The sequence below is a fragment of the Bradyrhizobium sp. ISRA464 genome (genome assembly GCF_029910095.1).
GTDB lineage: Bacteria > Pseudomonadota > Alphaproteobacteria > Rhizobiales > Xanthobacteraceae > Bradyrhizobium.
On the sequence record NZ_CP094526.1, the window covers coordinates 7,439,713 to 7,456,009 of the forward strand.

The following is a 16,297-nucleotide window of genomic DNA, read 5'->3' on the forward strand; positions in this document are numbered from 1 at the left end:
CAAAATCAAAGATCGGCGGGGCGTTCCGTCACAGATACTACCGCAGGCCGGAATATGAGGCACCTGTTAACCATGACTTCATGACCGGATGAGAGGATCGGCCGTCCCACCCTTATTCCCAAGAGTCCCCCATGGCGTTCGGTTTGTTTCGAAGGCGAGGGCCGGAGCCGGTTGCACCTGCCGTCAAATCAGAGGTTCCGGCCGCGAGTGTCGCGCCCGAAGCCCTCACCTCGACCGAGAGCGATTCGGCCAGGGAAATCCTGGAACTATTGGAACTCGAGCTCGGCGGCATGATCCGTCAGCTCGAGCGCGCCGCAGGCTCGGTAGCCGCGGGTGCAGAAGCCACGGCCGCGACGCTTGCGACCATCCGGGCGCGCACCGACGCGCTGACCGGCCGCACCAGCGCCGCGCAGAGCACCGCGACGACATTCTCGGAAGCCGCCGACAGGTTCACCCATTCCGCCGACGGCATCGGCCAGCAGGTGCGCAACGCCAGCAAACTCGCCGACGACGCCGCAGCCGCGGCGCGCGAAGCCACCGCCAATGTCGACCGCCTGCGCGAATCCTCGGCCGCGATCGGCAACGTTGTCAATCTGATCGCGCAGATCGCGCGCCAGACCACGCTGCTTGCGCTCAACTCGACGATCGAGGCGGCGCGCGCCGGCGCCGCAGGCAAGGGCTTTGCGGTGGTCGCAACCGAGGTCAAGGCGCTCGCGGTGCAGACCCAGAGCGCGACCGAGGAGATCACCAAGAAGATCGAGGCGCTGCAGAAGGACGCCACTGGATCCGCGGACGCCGTGCACCGCATCTCGCAGGCGATCGAAGCGATCCGCCCGGTCTTCGAGCACGTCAACGGCGCAGTCGTCGAGCAGAACCAGATCACCGGCGAGATCGGCCAGAACGCCGCCTCCGCGTCTCACTTCATCGTCTCGGTCGGAACCAGCGCCGGCGAGATCGACAGCGCAACGCAGGAAGCCGCAGCGCATGGCGACAACGTCGCCAGGGCCGGCAAGGCCGTGACCGCCTTCGCCCAGAAGCTGAAGACGCGCTGCGGCAGAACGAGTGCGAGGATCACCGCAGGAACGAGCGCCTGCCCTGCAGCCTCGGCATCGAGATCAAGACCGCGCGCGGCACTATCACCGCGCCGGTCTACGAGCTTGCGATGGACGGCCTCCTGATCGGCGGGCCGGAGGCCGACAAGCTCCCTGCGCATGAGAACCTGAGCGCGACCTTGCAGGATATCGGCGCCTGCCGCATCAGGATCGGCGAACGCTCCAGGGCCGGCGCACAGGCGCGGTTCGAGGCGCCGACCGCCGAGCTGCGCGAGAAGATCGAAGACAGGATGTGGGCGATCCACGAGGAGAATACCGAGTTCGTCACCCGTGCGATGGAAGCAGGCGGCGCGCTGACTAAAATCTTCGAGAACGCCATCGCAAACGGTGCAGTCACGATCGACGACCTGTTCGACACCGACTATGTCGAGATACCGGGCACCAATCCGGTGCAGTACCGCACCAAAATGCTCGATTGGGCGGAGCGCGCGCTGCCGCCGTTCCAGGAAGCGTTCCTCGCCAGGGATCCGCGGATGGCGTTCTGCGTCGCGATCGACCAGAACGGTTATCTGCCCGTCCACAACAAGCTCTACTCGCATCCGCAGCGGCCGGGCGATGTCACCTACAACACCGCCAACTGCCGCAACCGCCGCATCTTCAACGATCCGGCGGGGCTTGCCGCTGGCCGCAACCAGCGCGCCTATCTGATCCAGACCTATGCGCGCGACATGGGCAACGGCACGACCGTGATGATGCGCGAGATCGACGTGCCGATCCGTGTGCGCGGACGGCACTGGGGCGGCTTCCGCACCGCCTACAAGCTTTGACGAGAATTTCTGTAGCCCGGATGGAGCGCAGCGTAATCCGGGACCAACGTGCCCACGGTCGAGAACCCCGGATTTCGTTTCACTCCATCCGGGCTACGCGACGAAACGCACCAGTGCACGCTCAGGCAAGACGAAGGCGCGAATCGCGCTTTAGGATCGGAACGGAGAATGCCGCGACGGGTCGACGGGCGGTTCTGACGGAGGAAGCTCGAAAATGTCGGTTGCGCAAGCTGCAGTTCTGGACACGTCCTCCGACCAGACGCTGGCCGAACGGCTCATCGACCAGCTCGCCAACCGGATCGGCGGGCTCGGTGTGGAGCTGGCCGACATCGCCGGCAACGTCCAGGAGGTGGCAAACCGCGTCAGCAACCAGTCGGAGCGCTTCCACCATTTGCAGAAGACCGCCGAGACCATGGTCTCGGCCAATCGCGACATCGCCAATGCGTCGCAGGCGGTGCAATCGACCACATCCGCCGCGGTCGGCCAGATCTCGGAGTCTCGCAGCGTGGTCGAGACCGCGGTCGGTCACATCGCAGAGCTCGTTGCCGCGGTCGGACGGATCGAGGCGCGGCTTGCCGCAGTCGGCTCCGCGCTGAGCCAGGTCGCCAAGGTCTCAGGTTCGATCGAGGCGATCGCGAAGCAGACCAACCTGCTCGCACTCAACGCCACCATCGAGGCCGCGCGCGCCGGCACCGCCGGTCGCGGCTTTGCCGTGGTCGCGAGCGAAGTGAAGAGCCTGGCGGAGGCGACCCGCCAGGCGACGCATCAGATTTCCGACACCGTGCGCGATCTCGACGGCCAGATCGGCAGCCTGATCGGCGAGAGCAGCGACGCCTCACTGCGCGCAAAGAGCGCTGGCGAAGGAGCCCAGCAGATTTCCGGCATCATCATGCGCGTGCAGCAGGGCTTTTCATCTGTCGGCGCCGAGATCGACAGCGTGGCGCGCGCCGCGACCTCGAATCTCGGTCATTGCGACACCGTGATTGCGGAGCTGAACGAGCTTGCCAAAGGCGTCGATCTCTCCTCGCGTGACCTCAAGCACGCCGACGAGCGAGTGACGAAACTGCTCGAAACCTCGGAACACCTGATCGCGATGATCGCAGATAGCGGTGTGCAGACCTTGGACGCGCCGTTGATCCGCGTCGTGATCGAGACCGCAAAGCAGATCTCGGACCTGTTCGAGCATGCGATCGCGCGCGGCGAGATCACGCTCGCGCAATTGATGGACGAGAAATACCGCGAGATATCGGGCACCGATCCGAAACAGTACCTCACCGATTACGTGGCCTTCACCGACCGCGTGCTGCCCGCGATCCAGGATCCGATCCAGAAGAGCGACCCGCGCATCGTGTTCTGCGTCGCCTGGGCCAAGGGCGGCTATCTGCCGACCCACAATCCGAACTACCGGCTGCCGCAAGGCCCCGATCCGGTCTGGAACAACGCCAATTGCCGCAACCGCCGCCTGTTCAATGACCGCGCGGTGAAAAAGGTCGCGGCAAATACAAAACCGTTCCTGCTGCAGACCTACCGTCGCGACATGGGCGGCGGCAATTTCGTGCTGATGAAGGACCTGTCATCGCCGATCTTCGTCGGCGGCCAGCACTGGGGCGCATTCCGGATGGGCTTCCGGCAGAACTGAGTGGCGCAGCCGTCATTGCTGAGCAGTTCGCGATAAAATTGCAAAGCAATTTTGCGCTGAAGCGACGAAGCAATCGGTGCCGACGCTTGCGTGCCATGGATTGCTTCGCGGAGCCTGTCATCGGGCGCGCGTTCGCGCGACCCGTGAGGTCGCAATGACGTGGATGGATCGGTAGCCCGGATGGAGCGAAGCGCAATCCGGGACCAACATGCCCGCGGACGAGAATCCCGGATTTCGCTTCGCTCCATCCGGGCTACGCACTCGCGATCACGTCACCCAGAACTCCGGCACCGCGGGCGCAAGCCGGCCGCCGGCGCGCACCGGCGCGACCTTCACCGCAAGCCCGGTCGCATCGTCGGTCTCCACCGCGACGCCGCTCAGCGTCGCAACGCCGGCGGCCGGCTCGAAACGGGCGGACGGAATGCCGGTGAGGAAACGCTGCAGCGGCTCCTCCTTCTGCATGCCGATCACCGAATCGTAGTCGCCGGTCATGCCGGCGTCGCTCATATAGGCGGTGCCGCCAGGCAGCACCTGGTGGTCGGCGGTCGGCACGTGGGTGTGAGTGCCGACCACGAGGCTGACGCGGCCGTCGCAGAAGAAGCCCATGCCCTGCTTCTCGCTGGTCGCCTCGCCATGGAAATCGACGACGATGGCGTCGGCGCCCTCGCGCAACGGGCAAGCATCGAGCTCGCGCTCGACCGCGCTGAAGGGATCGTTGGCGGACGGCTCCATGAACACGCGGCCGATCGCATTGATGACCAGCGCACGCTTGCCGTTCTTGGTGTCGATCAGCGTCGCCCCACGGCCGGGGGAATGGCGCGGGAAGTTCAGCGGGCGGATCAGCCGCGGCGCGCGCTCGATGAAGACCAGCGCTTCCTTCTGATTCCAGGCGTGGTTGCCGAGCGTGATCGCGTCGGCGCCGGCGTCGAGCAGCTCCTGGTAGATCGCCTCGGTAATGCCGAATCCGCCGGCGGAGTTTTCGCCATTGACGATGACGAGATCCAGCGACCAGTCCCTGATCATGCCGGGAAGATGGTCGGTGATGGCGGTGCGGCCGGTCCTGCCGACGACGTCACCAACGAAGAGAATACGCAATGCTAGGCACTCCGGAAATCGAACGTCTTACGCTCCGTTAGCACATAATCCAGCGGAACGTCGTGCGACAACGCCGGGATCACCTTGGTTTCCTGCGCGGCGAACGCAAGCCCGACGCCGATTACATGCTTGGCCTTGCGCAGATGTGCGAAGGTATAGTCGTAATAGCCGGCGCCGTAGCCGATGCGATGGCCGAGCCGGTCGAAGGCGGCAAGCGGCACCAGCATCACGTCCGGATGCACCTCGGCGGCGGCCGGCGACGGCTCGGGGATGCCGAGCGGCCCGAGCATCAGCCTCTCATTCGGTGACCAGGCACGGAAGGTCAGCGACTGGCCGCGCGCATTGACGCAGGGCAGCGCGAGCCGCGCGCCCTTGGCTGCAAGCTTCAGCATCAGCGGTGTCGGATCGATCTCGCTGCGGATCGGCGAATAGCCCGACACGATCATGCCTGAAGTGATCTCAAACGGCGCGCCGCGTTTCGCCAGCGCCTCGGCTGCAGCGCGGCGCTGCTCGTCGCTCAGCGCATCGCGCTTGGCCAGCGCCAGCGCCCGGAGTTCGGCCTTCGATGGAGATGCATGCATGACCATCTTCCGCTGTCATCGTCCGCGACAGCGGACAATCAAAAATTCCAGAGACGCCCGCAATCTTGCGGCCAGGCCGCGGCGTACTGGATACCCCGCATCGGTGGGGCAGTCACGGCTACTCGCTCAAACCGCCGCAACGCGGCGATACGGAAACAGCAAAAACTCGAAGCACGATCCGGAAAAGTGCGAAGCGGTCTTCCGCGGAGATCATGCTCAAACACAACGCTAAAGCGCGATGACCTCATCGCGCTTTAGCGTGCGAAGCCGCAGAGGCCGTTGGAGCGCTCGATCCCGGAGTTCCCTACGAAAGTAGGTGGGCACCATATGTCCGGGTCCACGGACCCGGCCAGGGACAGTTCCCTAAAGGATCGATAAGGCCCCGGGGATATATGGCTCCTGACGCACGACGCAGCTTCGCGGCGGCTAATGTAGCGACGAAGTGGTTCTTCCGCCAGCGACTAGTTCTACTGCGTCATAACCCCTCATCCTGAGGAGCCCGGGACAGGCGGGCGTCTCGAAGGATGTGGGCCACAGCCGGGGCCTCATGGTTCGAGACGCGCGGCGCCTGTCATCGGGCCGCGCCTTGCGCGGACCCGTTGGCGCTCCTCACCATGAGGGGCTTGGTAGAGTCGGGGAAGGGCGCGGTAGCTTGGGCCATTCGGCAACGCCCCGTTTCCCTTCCTCGCTCATCAAACCGGACGTGCGGAGCTACCGCATCCGGCTTTCCGACTGGCTTCAGTGCAAGGCCCACGGCGGCGGTCCCAAGTGGACGCGTCGGAGGTGCAAGACCCCGAGCGCGCCAAACACAGCCTCTCGCGGGAAGAGGCGGGTGCCACGCGACGGCACCTTGTGACGTCGGACCAGGAATCCGCGGACCCGTTCGTACACATGGTTATCGACGGTCCGGTACGCCGGTTTCCGAGTGCCGTAGCCGAAGTACGTGCTCCAGCCTCGCAACAAGCGATTGAGCCGGTCACGCACGTCAAGCCAGCACCCGGTGTTGCCGGGGACCAGGATATCGCTCACCTTGGCTTTGAGCCGCTGAACACTCTTCTTGGACGGGCTCGCGCCCAGATACCAATGGCCATCTTTCCGGTACCGATGCGGCCCGAAGCTATAACCAAGGAAGTCGAAGCTCTCGCGCCGGGCATCCTTCACCGAGGTTTTCGCCTCGTTGAGCGTCAGCCCGAGTTTCGTCATCACCGCTTTCGTCCACGCCAGAGCCTCGTGCGCATAGCCGCGGCTGAGGATGACGAAGTCGTCGGCGTACGAGACGATGTGGGCGCGGAAGGCTTCGCCGCGTCCGGTCAATCGCCAATGCTTCAGGAACCGGTTCATATAGATGACGGAGAGCAGCGGGCTTGCAACACCGCCTTGCGGTGTGCCGCGCTTGCTGTTCTTGCCGCCACTCATGCGCCGCTTCCCGTTGCCGTCCCGCTCCTCGACCGGCGCTTGCAGCCACAGCTTGATCAGCCACAGCACATGCCGGTCAACGATGCGTCGGGCCACCGATTTGAGGAGGTCCGAATGCGGGATCGTGTCGAAATATTTCGACAAATCGGCGTCAACCACGTCGGTATAGCCCCGGCAAATCAGCCGGTGCGTTTCCTTGATCGCATCGACCGCGCTGCGACGCGGACGATAGCCATAAGCACTGTCCTCGAAGTCCGCTTCGAATATCGGTTCCAACACGAGTTTGGCGGCAGTCTGAATGACGCGACAGCGGATCGTGGGAATGCCGAGCGCGCGCTCGCCTCCCCCGGGCTTCGGGATCATCACCCGCCGCACCGGATCGGGTCGGTACGTCTTCGAAACGAGGTCCTCGCGCAGCCCCGCTAACCATGCTTCCACGCCCGACGCCTCGATCTGCTCAAAGGTCACCCCGTCAACACCAGGCGCACCCGCATTGGCACGGGCCAGCGCGTAGGCGTGGCGCAGAATGTCCTCACGGCAGATCTTGTCGTAGAGCAAATAGAAGCGGTAGGCAGGCTCCGCCTTCGCCTTGCAATAGAGCTTTCTCTGAAGGGTCCTGATCCTTTCAGGCGTTTCGAGGCTCATCGCCAATCACCTGTTTCCTCACCGTCTTTGAAAGCACACCAGAAGTCAGGGACCTTCCCTCCGCCGGCATTACCCGGTTTCAACGGTACCGCGTCCCTGTCCGACTCCCGCTGCAGGCCGCCGCCAATTGCGACGTTGAAGACGCGACCTCCGCCCGCTGCGGGTCTCCCCCGATTACCCGCATCGCCCTTCCAGCGTGCCGAGTCCACTACCCCGGCGGATCAAACAGGTGCGCACGTCGATTGCTTCCCTATCCACACGGCCTTCCCCGTATCTCAGGCGGGTCGGCATCCGCATCTTCACTTTCGAGGCCTGCTCAGACTTCACTCATATTACGGCCCGCTGGATTGCTCGACCGCCCAAGGCGGCCTTTGTCACGAGGCTTCGAACCGGCCGGTTACCCGACCGATCCGCTCGTCAGCTACCAGATCAATCGACAACTATCTGGGTGGAATCCTCCTCCACTGGTGATGCGCGCCGTCGGGGCGCACTGACACAGCCGGGCTAACCGATCGCGATCCCGCCGCCGATGGTGCGGTTGAGCACCTGCGTGGTGTGCTCGATCCGCTCGGCCGCGGCGTTGAGCGCATTGCAGACGGCGACCTGGGTCGCGCGGGCGCGGTCGGCGGCGGCAACGCGCGCGCTGCGCAGCTGTTCGACCTCTTCCTCGAGGTTGCGGATGCGCGATCCGGCGTCGACCAGTTCGTCGCAGGCGGTGAGCGCCGCCATCACCGTCAGCCGCGCATCGCCGATCTCGCCGAACTTGCCGCGCAGCGATTCGATGCGCTGCTCGAGGTTTTCCGCGAGCTTGAGCAGCCGCACCTCCTGGCCCTCCTCGCAGGCCATCCGATATTGCCGGCCGTTGATGGTGACGTTGATATGGCTCATCTCGTCTCTCCGCCCTCCAGCACGGCGCGAATGGTGCCGATCGCCGCGTCGAGCCTTTCCGCGATCTCGCGATTGGCGCGCTCGAGCTTGCGCGTCTTCACCAGCGATCCGTCGAGCTCGTCGGCGAGCCTGGAGCGATCGGCGCCGAGCGCCTGAATCCGGCTCGCCAGCTCGTTCTCGTCGCGATCGGCCTCGCGCCGCCGCTCCACCGAGCTCTCCAGCGCATCGAGCGCCGCCATCAGCCGCTTTGTCGCAGCATCGATATCGGCAAGAGGTGCCTCGGTATTGCCAGACCCGTTGGCGGGACGATCACTCATGACACGCGGCGCGGACCCTTCGTAAGTTGGCCTGGGTAGCCTGCTTGAGGTTAGCCTGCCGCACGGCAAAACCGGCGTATCGGCAAGCGGTTAGGGGATGAAATTTACGTGGCGAGCGAGCCCAGCGCAATGTCGGCGCAGAGCTATGCACCGAACAATCGAAATGGTCGATTTCGAGCAACTTTTCCCCGTTTTGGGGCATTTGATCGCCTTGGACTTGAGGATTTGAGGTGCTAATCCACCCCTCAACCCCGTAAGGCCATCACGCGCGTGTCGCGGCTGCCCGCCCCGATGCGTCCCGCAACCAACTCCTCATTTCAGGCGGACTTTCATCATGACGCAGGTCGATCACACCCGTATGGCCAATGCGATCCGTGGCCTTGCCATGGACGCCGTCGAGAAGGCGAATTCCGGCCATCCGGGCCTGCCGATGGGTGCCGCCGACATCGCCACGGTACTGTTCACGCAATTCCTGAAATTCGATGCGGCCGACACGGCTTGGCCCGATCGCGACCGCTTCGTGCTGTCGGCCGGCCACGGCTCGATGCTGCTCTATGCCTTGCTGTACCTCACCGGCAACAAGGACATGACGCTCGACCAGATCAAGCATTTCCGCCAGCTCGGATCGATGACGCCGGGACACCCGGAGAATTTCCACACCAAGGGCATCGAGACCACCACTGGCCCGCTCGGCCAGGGTATCGCGACGGCGGTCGGCATGGCGCTGGCCGAGAAGATGCTCGCCGCCGAGTTCGGCAAGAAGATCGTCAACCACCACACCTATGTGCTCGCCTCCGACGGCGACCTGATGGAAGGCATCTCGCAGGAAGCGATCGCGCTGGCCGGTCACTGGCGGCTCAACAAGATGATCGTGCTGTATGACGACAACGGCATCTCGATCGACGGCCCGACCTCGCTCGCGGATTCCGTCGACCAGGTGAAGCGCTTCAAGTCGGCCGGCTGGGCCGCAGAGCTGATCGACGGCCAGGATCCGAAGGCGATCGCCGCCGCGATCACCCGCGCGCAGAAGTCGAACAAGCCGTCGCTGATCGCCTGCAAGACCACGATCGGCTACGGCGCACCGCACAAGGCCGGCACCGCCAAGGCGCATGGCGAGGCGCTCGGCGCCGACGAGTTGAAGGCCGCCAAGGAAAATCTCGGTATCTCGCTCGAGCCGTTCTCGGTGCCGGATGACGTGCTGAAGGCCTGGCGCGAAGCCGGCAGCCGCGGCGCCGCCGCGCACAAGGCGTGGGATGAGCAGTTCGCCCAGCTCGGCAGCCGCAAGCGCGCCGAGTTCGAGCGCCGCCTGCGCCACGAGCGCCCGCAGTCGCTCGCCAAGGCGCTGCGCGCGCACAAGAAGGCGCTCTTGGAGAATCCGCTCAATGTCGCGACCCGTAAATCGTCGGAGGCCGCGATCGAGGTGATCGCCGCCGCGATGCCGATGGAATTCGTGGCCGGCTCCGCCGATCTCACCGGCTCGAACAACAACAAGGCGAAGTCGGCGGTGGCGTTCGCCGCCAAGACGCCGAAGGGCCGCTTCATCCATTACGGCATCCGCGAGCACGGCATGGCGGCGTGCCTGAACGGCATCTTCCTGCATGGCGGCTTCGCGCCGAACGGCGCGACCTTCCTGGTGTTCACCGACTATGCGCGCGGCGCGATACGGCTGTCGGCGCTGATGGGCACTGGCGTCGTCTATGTCATGACCCATGACTCGATCGGCCTCGGCGAGGACGGCCCGACGCACCAGCCGGTCGAGCACCTCTCGGCGCTGCGCGCGATGCCCAACATGCGCGTGTTCCGTCCCTGCGACGCCGTCGAGACCGCCGAGTGCTGGGAACTGGCGCTCAATCGTGTCGAAGGGCCGACCGTGCTGGCGCTGACCCGCCAGAACCTGCCGCAGCTCCGCACCACGGCGCCGAACGACAACCCGTGCAGCCACGGCGCCTATGAGCTGGTGGCGGCGCAGGGTGACGCAAAAGTGTCATTGTTCGCCTCCGGTTCCGAGGTCCAGCTCGCGGTCGAGGCGCAGAAGCAGCTCGCCGGACGCGGCATCGCGACGCGAGTGGTTTCGGTGCCTTCGCTGGAATTGCTGCTGGCGCAGCCCGCCGAGCGCCAAAATGCCATTATCGGCAACGCTCCGGTCAAAATCGCGGTCGAAGCCGCCGTGCGCTGGGGTTGGGATGCCGTGATCGGCCATGATGGCGAATTCGTGGGCATGCGCAGTTTCGGCGCCAGCGCCCCGGGGAAGGACCTTTTCAAACACTTCGGCATTACTGCTGAGGCCGTCGTTAACGCTGCGCTGAAGCGCATCTGACGCCGGCCAGACACCCGCCGGCCGACGGTTGAGCTTGCGACGAAAAAGGATTACCAAAGCTCCATCTTTTCCGTCCGCGCCCGGCCGAACCGGGCGTTCCGCCGTAAAACCCTCGTGGGAGGTCTCCCGCGGGGCGGGCATCAGCTTTTAGAGGAGAGACGAGCATGGCAATCCGCGTCGCGATCAACGGGTTTGGACGTATCGGCCGCAATGTGTTGCGCGCCATTGCCGAGTCCGGCCGCAGGGATATCGAGGTGGTCGGCATCAACGACCTCGGTCCGGTCGAGACCAACGCGCACCTGCTGCGCTTCGACTCCGTGCACGGCCGCTTCCCCGGCACCGTGACCGTCGAGGGTGACACGATCAGCGTCGGCGACAGCAAGATCAAGGTCTCCGCCGAGCGCGATCCCTCGAAGCTGCCGTGGAAGGCCCTCGGCGTCGATGTCGCGCTGGAATGCACCGGCATCTTCACCTCGAAGGACAAGGCCTCCGCGCACCTCACCGCCGGCGCCAAGCGCGTGCTGGTCTCGGCTCCGGCTGATGGCGCCGACGCCACCATCGTCTACGGCGTCAACCACGAGACGCTGACCAAGGACCACATGGTGGTCTCGAACGGCTCCTGCACCACCAACTGCCTGGCCCCGGTCGCCAAGGTGTTGAACGACACGGTCGGCATCGAGACCGGCTTCATGACCACGATCCATGCCTACACCGGCGACCAGCCGACCCTCGACACCCTGCACAAGGACCTCTATCGCGGCCGCGCGGCGGCGATGTCGATGATCCCGACCTCGACCGGTGCGGCGAAGGCGATCGGCCTGGTGCTGCCGGAGCTGAAAGGCAAGCTCGACGGCGTCGCGATCCGCGTGCCGACCCCGAACGTCTCGGTGGTCGACCTCAAGATCGTCGCCAAGCGCGCCACCGATGCCAAGGAGATCAACGAGGCGATGAAGCGCGCCTCCGAGCAGCAGCTCAAGGGCATCCTCGGCTACACCACTGCGCCGAACGTCTCGATCGACTTCAACCACGATCCGCACTCGTCGACCTTCCACATGGACCAGACCAAGGTGCAGAACGGCACGCTGGTGCGCGTGATGTCGTGGTACGACAACGAGTGGGGCTTCTCCAACCGCATGGCCGATACCGCCGTCGCGATCGGAAAGCTTCTCTAAGACAGACGATCCGTCATGCCCGGCCTTGTGCCGGGCATCCACGTCTTAGGCCCCTCATGTCAAGACATGGATGGATGGCCAGGACTTGGGAAAGCGAAGCGCCGCCGTCCCTCGGACGGCTATGCCCGGCCATGACGTAGGAAACACCCCCGTGACAAAATCATTCCGCACCCTCGACGACGTCGACGTGAAGGGCAAGCGCGTGCTGCTGCGCGTCGACCTCAACGTCCCCATGGAAAATGGCCGCGTCACCGACGCCACCCGGCTAGAGCGCGTCGCTCCCACCATCACCGAAATCTCCGACAAGGGCGGCAAGGTGATCCTGCTGGCCCATTTCGGCCGGCCCAAGGGGCGCGATCCCAAGGAGTCGCTCAAGCCCGTGGCCGAGGCGCTGTCCGAAGTGATCAAGCGCCCTGTCGCCTTCGCCGACGACTGCATCGGCGACGTCGCAGCCAAGGCGGTTGCTGCGCTGAAGGACGGCGATATCCTCTGCCTCGAGAACACCCGCTTCCACAAGGAGGAGGAAAAGAACGACGCCGGCTTCGTCGCTGAGCTCGCCAAGCTCGGCGACATCTGGGTCAACGACGCATTCTCCGCCGCGCACCGCGCACACGCCTCGACCGAAGGCCTCGGCCACAAGCTGCCGGCCTACGCCGGCCGCACCATGCAGGCCGAGCTCGATGCACTCGGCAAGGCGCTGGAGGCGCCGACCAAGCCGGTGATCGCGATCATCGGCGGCGCCAAGGTGTCGACCAAGATCGACCTTCTGGAGAACCTGGTGACCAAGGTCGATGCGCTGGTGATCGGCGGCGGCATGGCCAACACCTTCCTGCACGCGCAAGGCGTCGCCATCGGCAAGTCGCTGGCCGAAAAGGACCTCGCCGCGACCGCGCTCAAGATCCTGGACAAGGCCAACGCCTCCAACTGCGCGATCATCCTGCCGGTCGACGCCGTGGTCGCCAGCCAATTCTCGGCCAATGCGCCGTCGCATGCCTACGGGCTCGACGCGATTCCCGCCGACGGCATGATCCTCGACGTCGGCCCGCAATCGATCGCGCGCATCCATGCCGCGATCGACGATGCGGCAACCCTGGTGTGGAACGGACCGCTCGGCGCCTTCGAGCTGACGCCGTTCGACCGCGGCACGGTGGTGTCGGCGAAACATGCCGCCGAACGGACCAAGGTGAAGGAGCTGATCTCGGTCGCCGGCGGCGGCGACACTGTCGCGGCGCTGAACCAGGCCGGCGTCGCCGGGGATTTTTCCTATGTCTCGACCGCGGGCGGCGCGTTTCTTGAATGGATGGAAGGCAAGCCGCTGCCCGGCGTCGAAGTTCTGAAGAAGGGCTAACTCACATCCGATCACGCGCGAAGGCGCTGCAATACAGGGAGAAAACTGAATGGCTCGCATTACGTTGCGGCAACTGCTCGACCACGCGGCCGAGCATGATTACGGCGTTCCGGCGTTCAACATCAACAACATGGAGCAGGCCCTGTCGATCATGGCCGCAGCCTCCGAGGTTGACGCCCCCGTCATCATCCAGGCCTCGCGCGGCGCGCGCTCCTATGCCAACGACGTCATGCTCAAGCACATGATGGACGCCCTCACCGAGATCTATCCGCAGATTCCGGTCTGCGTGCATCTCGACCACGGCAACGAGCCCGCCACCTGCATGACCGCGATCCAGGCCGGCTTCACCTCTGTGATGATGGACGGCTCGCTCAAGGCCGACGGCAAGACCCCCGGCGACTGGGATTACAATGTCGGCGTCACCAAGACCGTGACCGGCATGGCCCATCTCGGCGGCATCTCGGTGGAAGGCGAGCTCGGCGTGCTCGGCTCGCTCGAGACCGGCATGGGCGACAAGGAAGACGGCCACGGCGCCGAGGGCAAGCTGTCGCATGACCAGCTGCTGACCAATCCCGACGAGGCCGTGAAGTTCGTCAAGGAGACCAGGGTCGACGCGCTGGCGATCGCGATGGGCACCTCGCACGGCGCCTACAAGTTCACCCGCAAGCCCGATGGTGACATCCTCGCCATGAACGTGATCGAGGAGATCCATCGCAAGCTGCCGAACATGCATCTGGTGATGCACGGCTCGTCGTCGGTGCCGCAGGAGCTGCAGGACATCATCAACGCCAATGGCGGCAAGATGAAGCCGACCTGGGGCGTGCCGGTCGCCGAGATCCAGCGCGGCATCAAGAACGGCGTGCGCAAGATCAACATCGACACCGACAACCGCATGGCGATGACCGGCCAGATCCGCAAGGTGCTGAAGGACAACCCGGAAGAGTTCGATCCGCGCAAGTACCTGAAGCCCGCGATGGAGGCGATGACCAAGCTGTGCAAGCAGCGGCTGCAGGAGTTCAATACCGCGGGCCAGGCCAGCAAGATCAAGCGGGTGCTGACCACAGCGGAAATGGCCAAGCGCTACGCCGCAGGCGAGCTCGCCCCGAAGATCGCCTGACAGCATCATCGCCTGACAACATTAACGACGGGACATCGCTTCTGACGCAGTCGGGAACGGTGTCCCCCATCGGCCCGCCGCCGCTGCAACCTGGCGGCCGCGACGAACGTTTTCTAGGCAATTGCCCGAGAACCGCCTATTTTGGTTTGCAAAGGCAATGCGCTCCGGAGGACGTCTCGATGAATCTTACTGACCTCAACAAAGTCGCCCTCGCCATGGTCACCCCGGGCAAGGGCATCCTCGCCGCCGACGAATCCTCAGGCACGATCAAGAAGCGTTTCGACGCCATCAAGGTCGAATCGACCGAGGAGAACCGCCGCGACTATCGCGAGATGCTGTTCCGCTCGCAGGAGGCGATGAGCAAGTACATCTCCGGCGTCATCCTCTACGACGAGACGATCTGGCAGAACGCCAAGGACGGCACGCCACTGGTCAAGCTGATCGAGCAGGCAGGCGCGATCCCTGGCATCAAGGTCGATGAAGGCACCCAGCCGCTGCCTGCCTGCCCCGGCGAACTCGTCACCGTCGGCCTCGACAAGCTCGCCGAGCGGCTGAAGAAATATTACGAGCGCGGCGCGCGCTTCGCGAAATGGCGTGCGGTGATCGATATCGGCGCCGGGATCCCTTCCATGACCGCGATCCGCGTCAACGCGCACGCGCTGGCCCGCTACGCCGCGCTGTGCCAGGCCGCGCAGATCGTGCCGATCGTCGAACCGGAAGTGCTGATGGACGGCGACAACGACATCGACCGTTGCTACGACGTGACGCAGCGTGTGCTGAACAGGACGTTCCAGGAGCTGCGGGTACAGCGCGTCGCGCTCGAAGGCATGATCCTGAAGCCGAACATGGCGATCTCGGGCAAGAAGTGCCCCAAGCAGGCTTCCGTCGAGGAGGTCGCCGAGAAGACGGTCCGCCTGCTCAAGAGCTGCGTGCCGGCCGCGGTGCCGGGCATCGCCTTCCTCTCCGGCGGACAGAGCGACGAGGAAGCGACCGCGCATCTCGACGCCATGAACAAGATCGGCAACCTGCCTTGGCATCTCACCTTCTCCTATGGCCGCGCGCTGCAGGCAGCGCCGCAGAAGGCGTGGTCCGGCAAGGCCGACAACGTTGCCGCGGGCCAGCGTGCCTTCTCGCATCGCGCCCGGATGAACGGGCTGGCGAGCACCGGCAAATGGAACGCTAGCCTCGAGAAACAGGCGGCATAGTTGGCCACAAAGCCCGTTCCGCCGCGGCCGGCGCCGCGCCTCTATCTCGCGACGCCGCCGGTCGACGAGCCTGCACAGCTTGGGGCTGAGCTTCCCGCCCTGCTGGCCGCGGCCGACGTTGCCGCGGTCCTGGTACGGCTGCGCGAGACCGACCAGCGCACCATGATCTCGCGCGTCAAGGCGCTGGCGCCTGCGATCCAGAATGCGGGCGCGGCGCTGTTGATCGACGGACATCCCGAACTGGTGGCCCGCGCCGGCGCCGATGGCGCGCATCTGACCGGCATCGCTGCGATGGAGGACGCCCTGCCGTCGCTGAAGCCCGACCGCATCGTCGGGGTCGGCGGACTTGCGACGCGCCACGATTCCATGGCTGCGGGCGAGGCCGGCGCGGACTATGTGCTGTTCGGCGAGCCCGACGCCAACGGACAGCGGCCGTCCGCCGAGGCGATCGCCGAGCGGCTGGAATGGTGGGACGAATTGTTCGAGCCGCCCTGCGTCGGCTTCGCCGCCTCGCGCGAGGAGGCCGAGGCGTTCGCCGCAGCCGGCGCGGATTTCGTCCTGGTGGGCGACTTCGTCTGGGCCGATCCGCGCGGCGCGAAAGCGGCCCTTATCGATGTGAGTGAAGCGATCGCGCAAGCGCACGCCCGGATGATCGGAAAGGCCAGGGCCGAGGGATGA

Annotated in this window: 12 protein-coding genes, 1 other RNA gene and 1 pseudogene; 8 read left to right on the forward strand and 6 right to left on the reverse strand. The window is 65.1% G+C overall.

All coding sequences use genetic code 11. The features are described from left to right. Positions 1–131: 131 nt before the first annotated feature. Positions 132–1,879, forward strand: a pseudogene (locus MTX19_RS34420) (methyl-accepting chemotaxis protein). A gap of 214 nt (positions 1,880–2,093) precedes the next feature. After that, entirely contained in the window at positions 2,094–3,518 is a 1,425-nt protein-coding gene (locus MTX19_RS34425) for a methyl-accepting chemotaxis protein (protein WP_280981180.1), read from the forward strand. A gap of 267 nt (positions 3,519–3,785) precedes the next feature. On the opposite strand, the gene MTX19_RS34430 is transcribed toward MTX19_RS34425, so the two are convergent. The 6 genes from MTX19_RS34430 to MTX19_RS34455 form a co-directional block, all read right to left on the reverse strand. Next, positions 3,786–4,613 carry a TIGR00282 family metallophosphoesterase gene (locus MTX19_RS34430; protein ID WP_280981181.1) on the reverse strand — a complete coding sequence of 276 codons (828 nt, stop codon included), beginning with the start codon at positions 4,611–4,613 and terminating at the stop codon, positions 3,786–3,788. Between the two features lie 2 nt (positions 4,614–4,615). Then, complete coding sequence (locus MTX19_RS34435) at positions 4,616–5,194, reverse strand: 5-formyltetrahydrofolate cyclo-ligase (RefSeq protein ID WP_280981182.1); 579 nt, start codon at positions 5,192–5,194, stop codon at positions 4,616–4,618. A 260-nt stretch (positions 5,195–5,454) separates the two neighbouring features. After that, positions 5,455–5,615, reverse strand: a non-coding RNA gene (gene ssrS, locus MTX19_RS34440) — 6S RNA. A 317-nt stretch (positions 5,616–5,932) separates the two neighbouring features. Next, complete coding sequence (gene ltrA / locus MTX19_RS34445) at positions 5,933–7,255, reverse strand: group II intron reverse transcriptase/maturase (RefSeq protein ID WP_280980119.1); 1,323 nt, start codon at positions 7,253–7,255, stop codon at positions 5,933–5,935. 504 nt (positions 7,256–7,759) lie between these two features. After that, positions 7,760–8,143 (reverse strand): cell division protein ZapA, encoded by a 384-nt coding sequence (locus MTX19_RS34450; RefSeq protein ID WP_280981183.1) that lies wholly within the window; start codon positions 8,141–8,143, stop codon positions 7,760–7,762. Beyond that, positions 8,140–8,460: a DUF4164 domain-containing protein gene (locus MTX19_RS34455; RefSeq protein ID WP_280981184.1), complete on the reverse strand. Its 321-nt coding sequence runs from the start codon at positions 8,458–8,460 to the stop codon at positions 8,140–8,142. The genes MTX19_RS34450 and MTX19_RS34455 overlap by 4 nt, the downstream gene beginning before the upstream one ends. 334 nt (positions 8,461–8,794) lie before the next feature. Between MTX19_RS34455 and tkt the strand changes: the two genes are divergently transcribed. The 6 genes from tkt to MTX19_RS34485 all read left to right on the forward strand — a co-directional run bounded on the left by tkt (position 8,795) and on the right by MTX19_RS34485 (position 16,297). Continuing rightward, the gene (tkt, locus tag MTX19_RS34460; RefSeq protein WP_280985688.1) at positions 8,795–10,777 is read left to right on the forward strand and encodes a transketolase; all 1,983 of its coding nucleotides are present in this window, start codon (positions 8,795–8,797) and stop codon (positions 10,775–10,777) included. 164 nt (positions 10,778–10,941) lie between these two features. Further along, positions 10,942–11,949 (forward strand): type I glyceraldehyde-3-phosphate dehydrogenase, encoded by a 1,008-nt coding sequence (gene gap / locus MTX19_RS34465; RefSeq protein WP_280975655.1) that lies wholly within the window; start codon positions 10,942–10,944, stop codon positions 11,947–11,949. A gap of 151 nt (positions 11,950–12,100) precedes the next feature. Then, positions 12,101–13,297, forward strand: coding sequence for a phosphoglycerate kinase (locus tag MTX19_RS34470; RefSeq protein WP_280975654.1), 1,197 nt, complete (start codon positions 12,101–12,103; stop codon positions 13,295–13,297). A 49-nt stretch (positions 13,298–13,346) separates the two neighbouring features. Beyond that, the gene (gene fba / locus MTX19_RS34475) at positions 13,347–14,414 is read left to right on the forward strand and encodes a class II fructose-bisphosphate aldolase (protein ID WP_280981185.1); all 1,068 of its coding nucleotides are present in this window, start codon (positions 13,347–13,349) and stop codon (positions 14,412–14,414) included. 179 nt (positions 14,415–14,593) lie between these two features. After that, the gene (locus MTX19_RS34480; RefSeq protein ID WP_280981186.1) at positions 14,594–15,619 is read left to right on the forward strand and encodes a class I fructose-bisphosphate aldolase; all 1,026 of its coding nucleotides are present in this window, start codon (positions 14,594–14,596) and stop codon (positions 15,617–15,619) included. After that, on the forward strand, positions 15,620–16,297 hold the full coding sequence (locus MTX19_RS34485; RefSeq protein WP_280981187.1) for a thiamine phosphate synthase: 678 nt from the start codon (positions 15,620–15,622) through the stop codon (positions 16,295–16,297).

Coding starts and splice junctions, on each gene's coding strand:
- MTX19_RS34425 (WP_280981180.1), top strand. CDS start 2,094: ATGTCGGTTGCGCAAGCTGCAGTTCTGGACACGTCCTCCGACCAGACG.
- MTX19_RS34435 (WP_280981182.1), bottom strand. CDS start 5,194: ATGCATGCATCTCCATCGAAGGCCGAACTCCGGGCGCTGGCGCTGGCC.
- ltrA (WP_280980119.1), bottom strand. CDS start 7,255: ATGAGCCTCGAAACGCCTGAAAGGATCAGGACCCTTCAGAGAAAGCTC.
- MTX19_RS34450 (WP_280981183.1), bottom strand. CDS start 8,143: ATGAGCCATATCAACGTCACCATCAACGGCCGGCAATATCGGATGGCC.
- MTX19_RS34455 (WP_280981184.1), bottom strand. CDS start 8,460: ATGAGTGATCGTCCCGCCAACGGGTCTGGCAATACCGAGGCACCTCTT.
- tkt (WP_280985688.1), top strand. CDS start 8,795: ATGACGCAGGTCGATCACACCCGTATGGCCAATGCGATCCGTGGCCTT.
- gap (WP_280975655.1), top strand. CDS start 10,942: ATGGCAATCCGCGTCGCGATCAACGGGTTTGGACGTATCGGCCGCAAT.
- fba (WP_280981185.1), top strand. CDS start 13,347: ATGGCTCGCATTACGTTGCGGCAACTGCTCGACCACGCGGCCGAGCAT.
- MTX19_RS34480 (WP_280981186.1), top strand. CDS start 14,594: ATGAATCTTACTGACCTCAACAAAGTCGCCCTCGCCATGGTCACCCCG.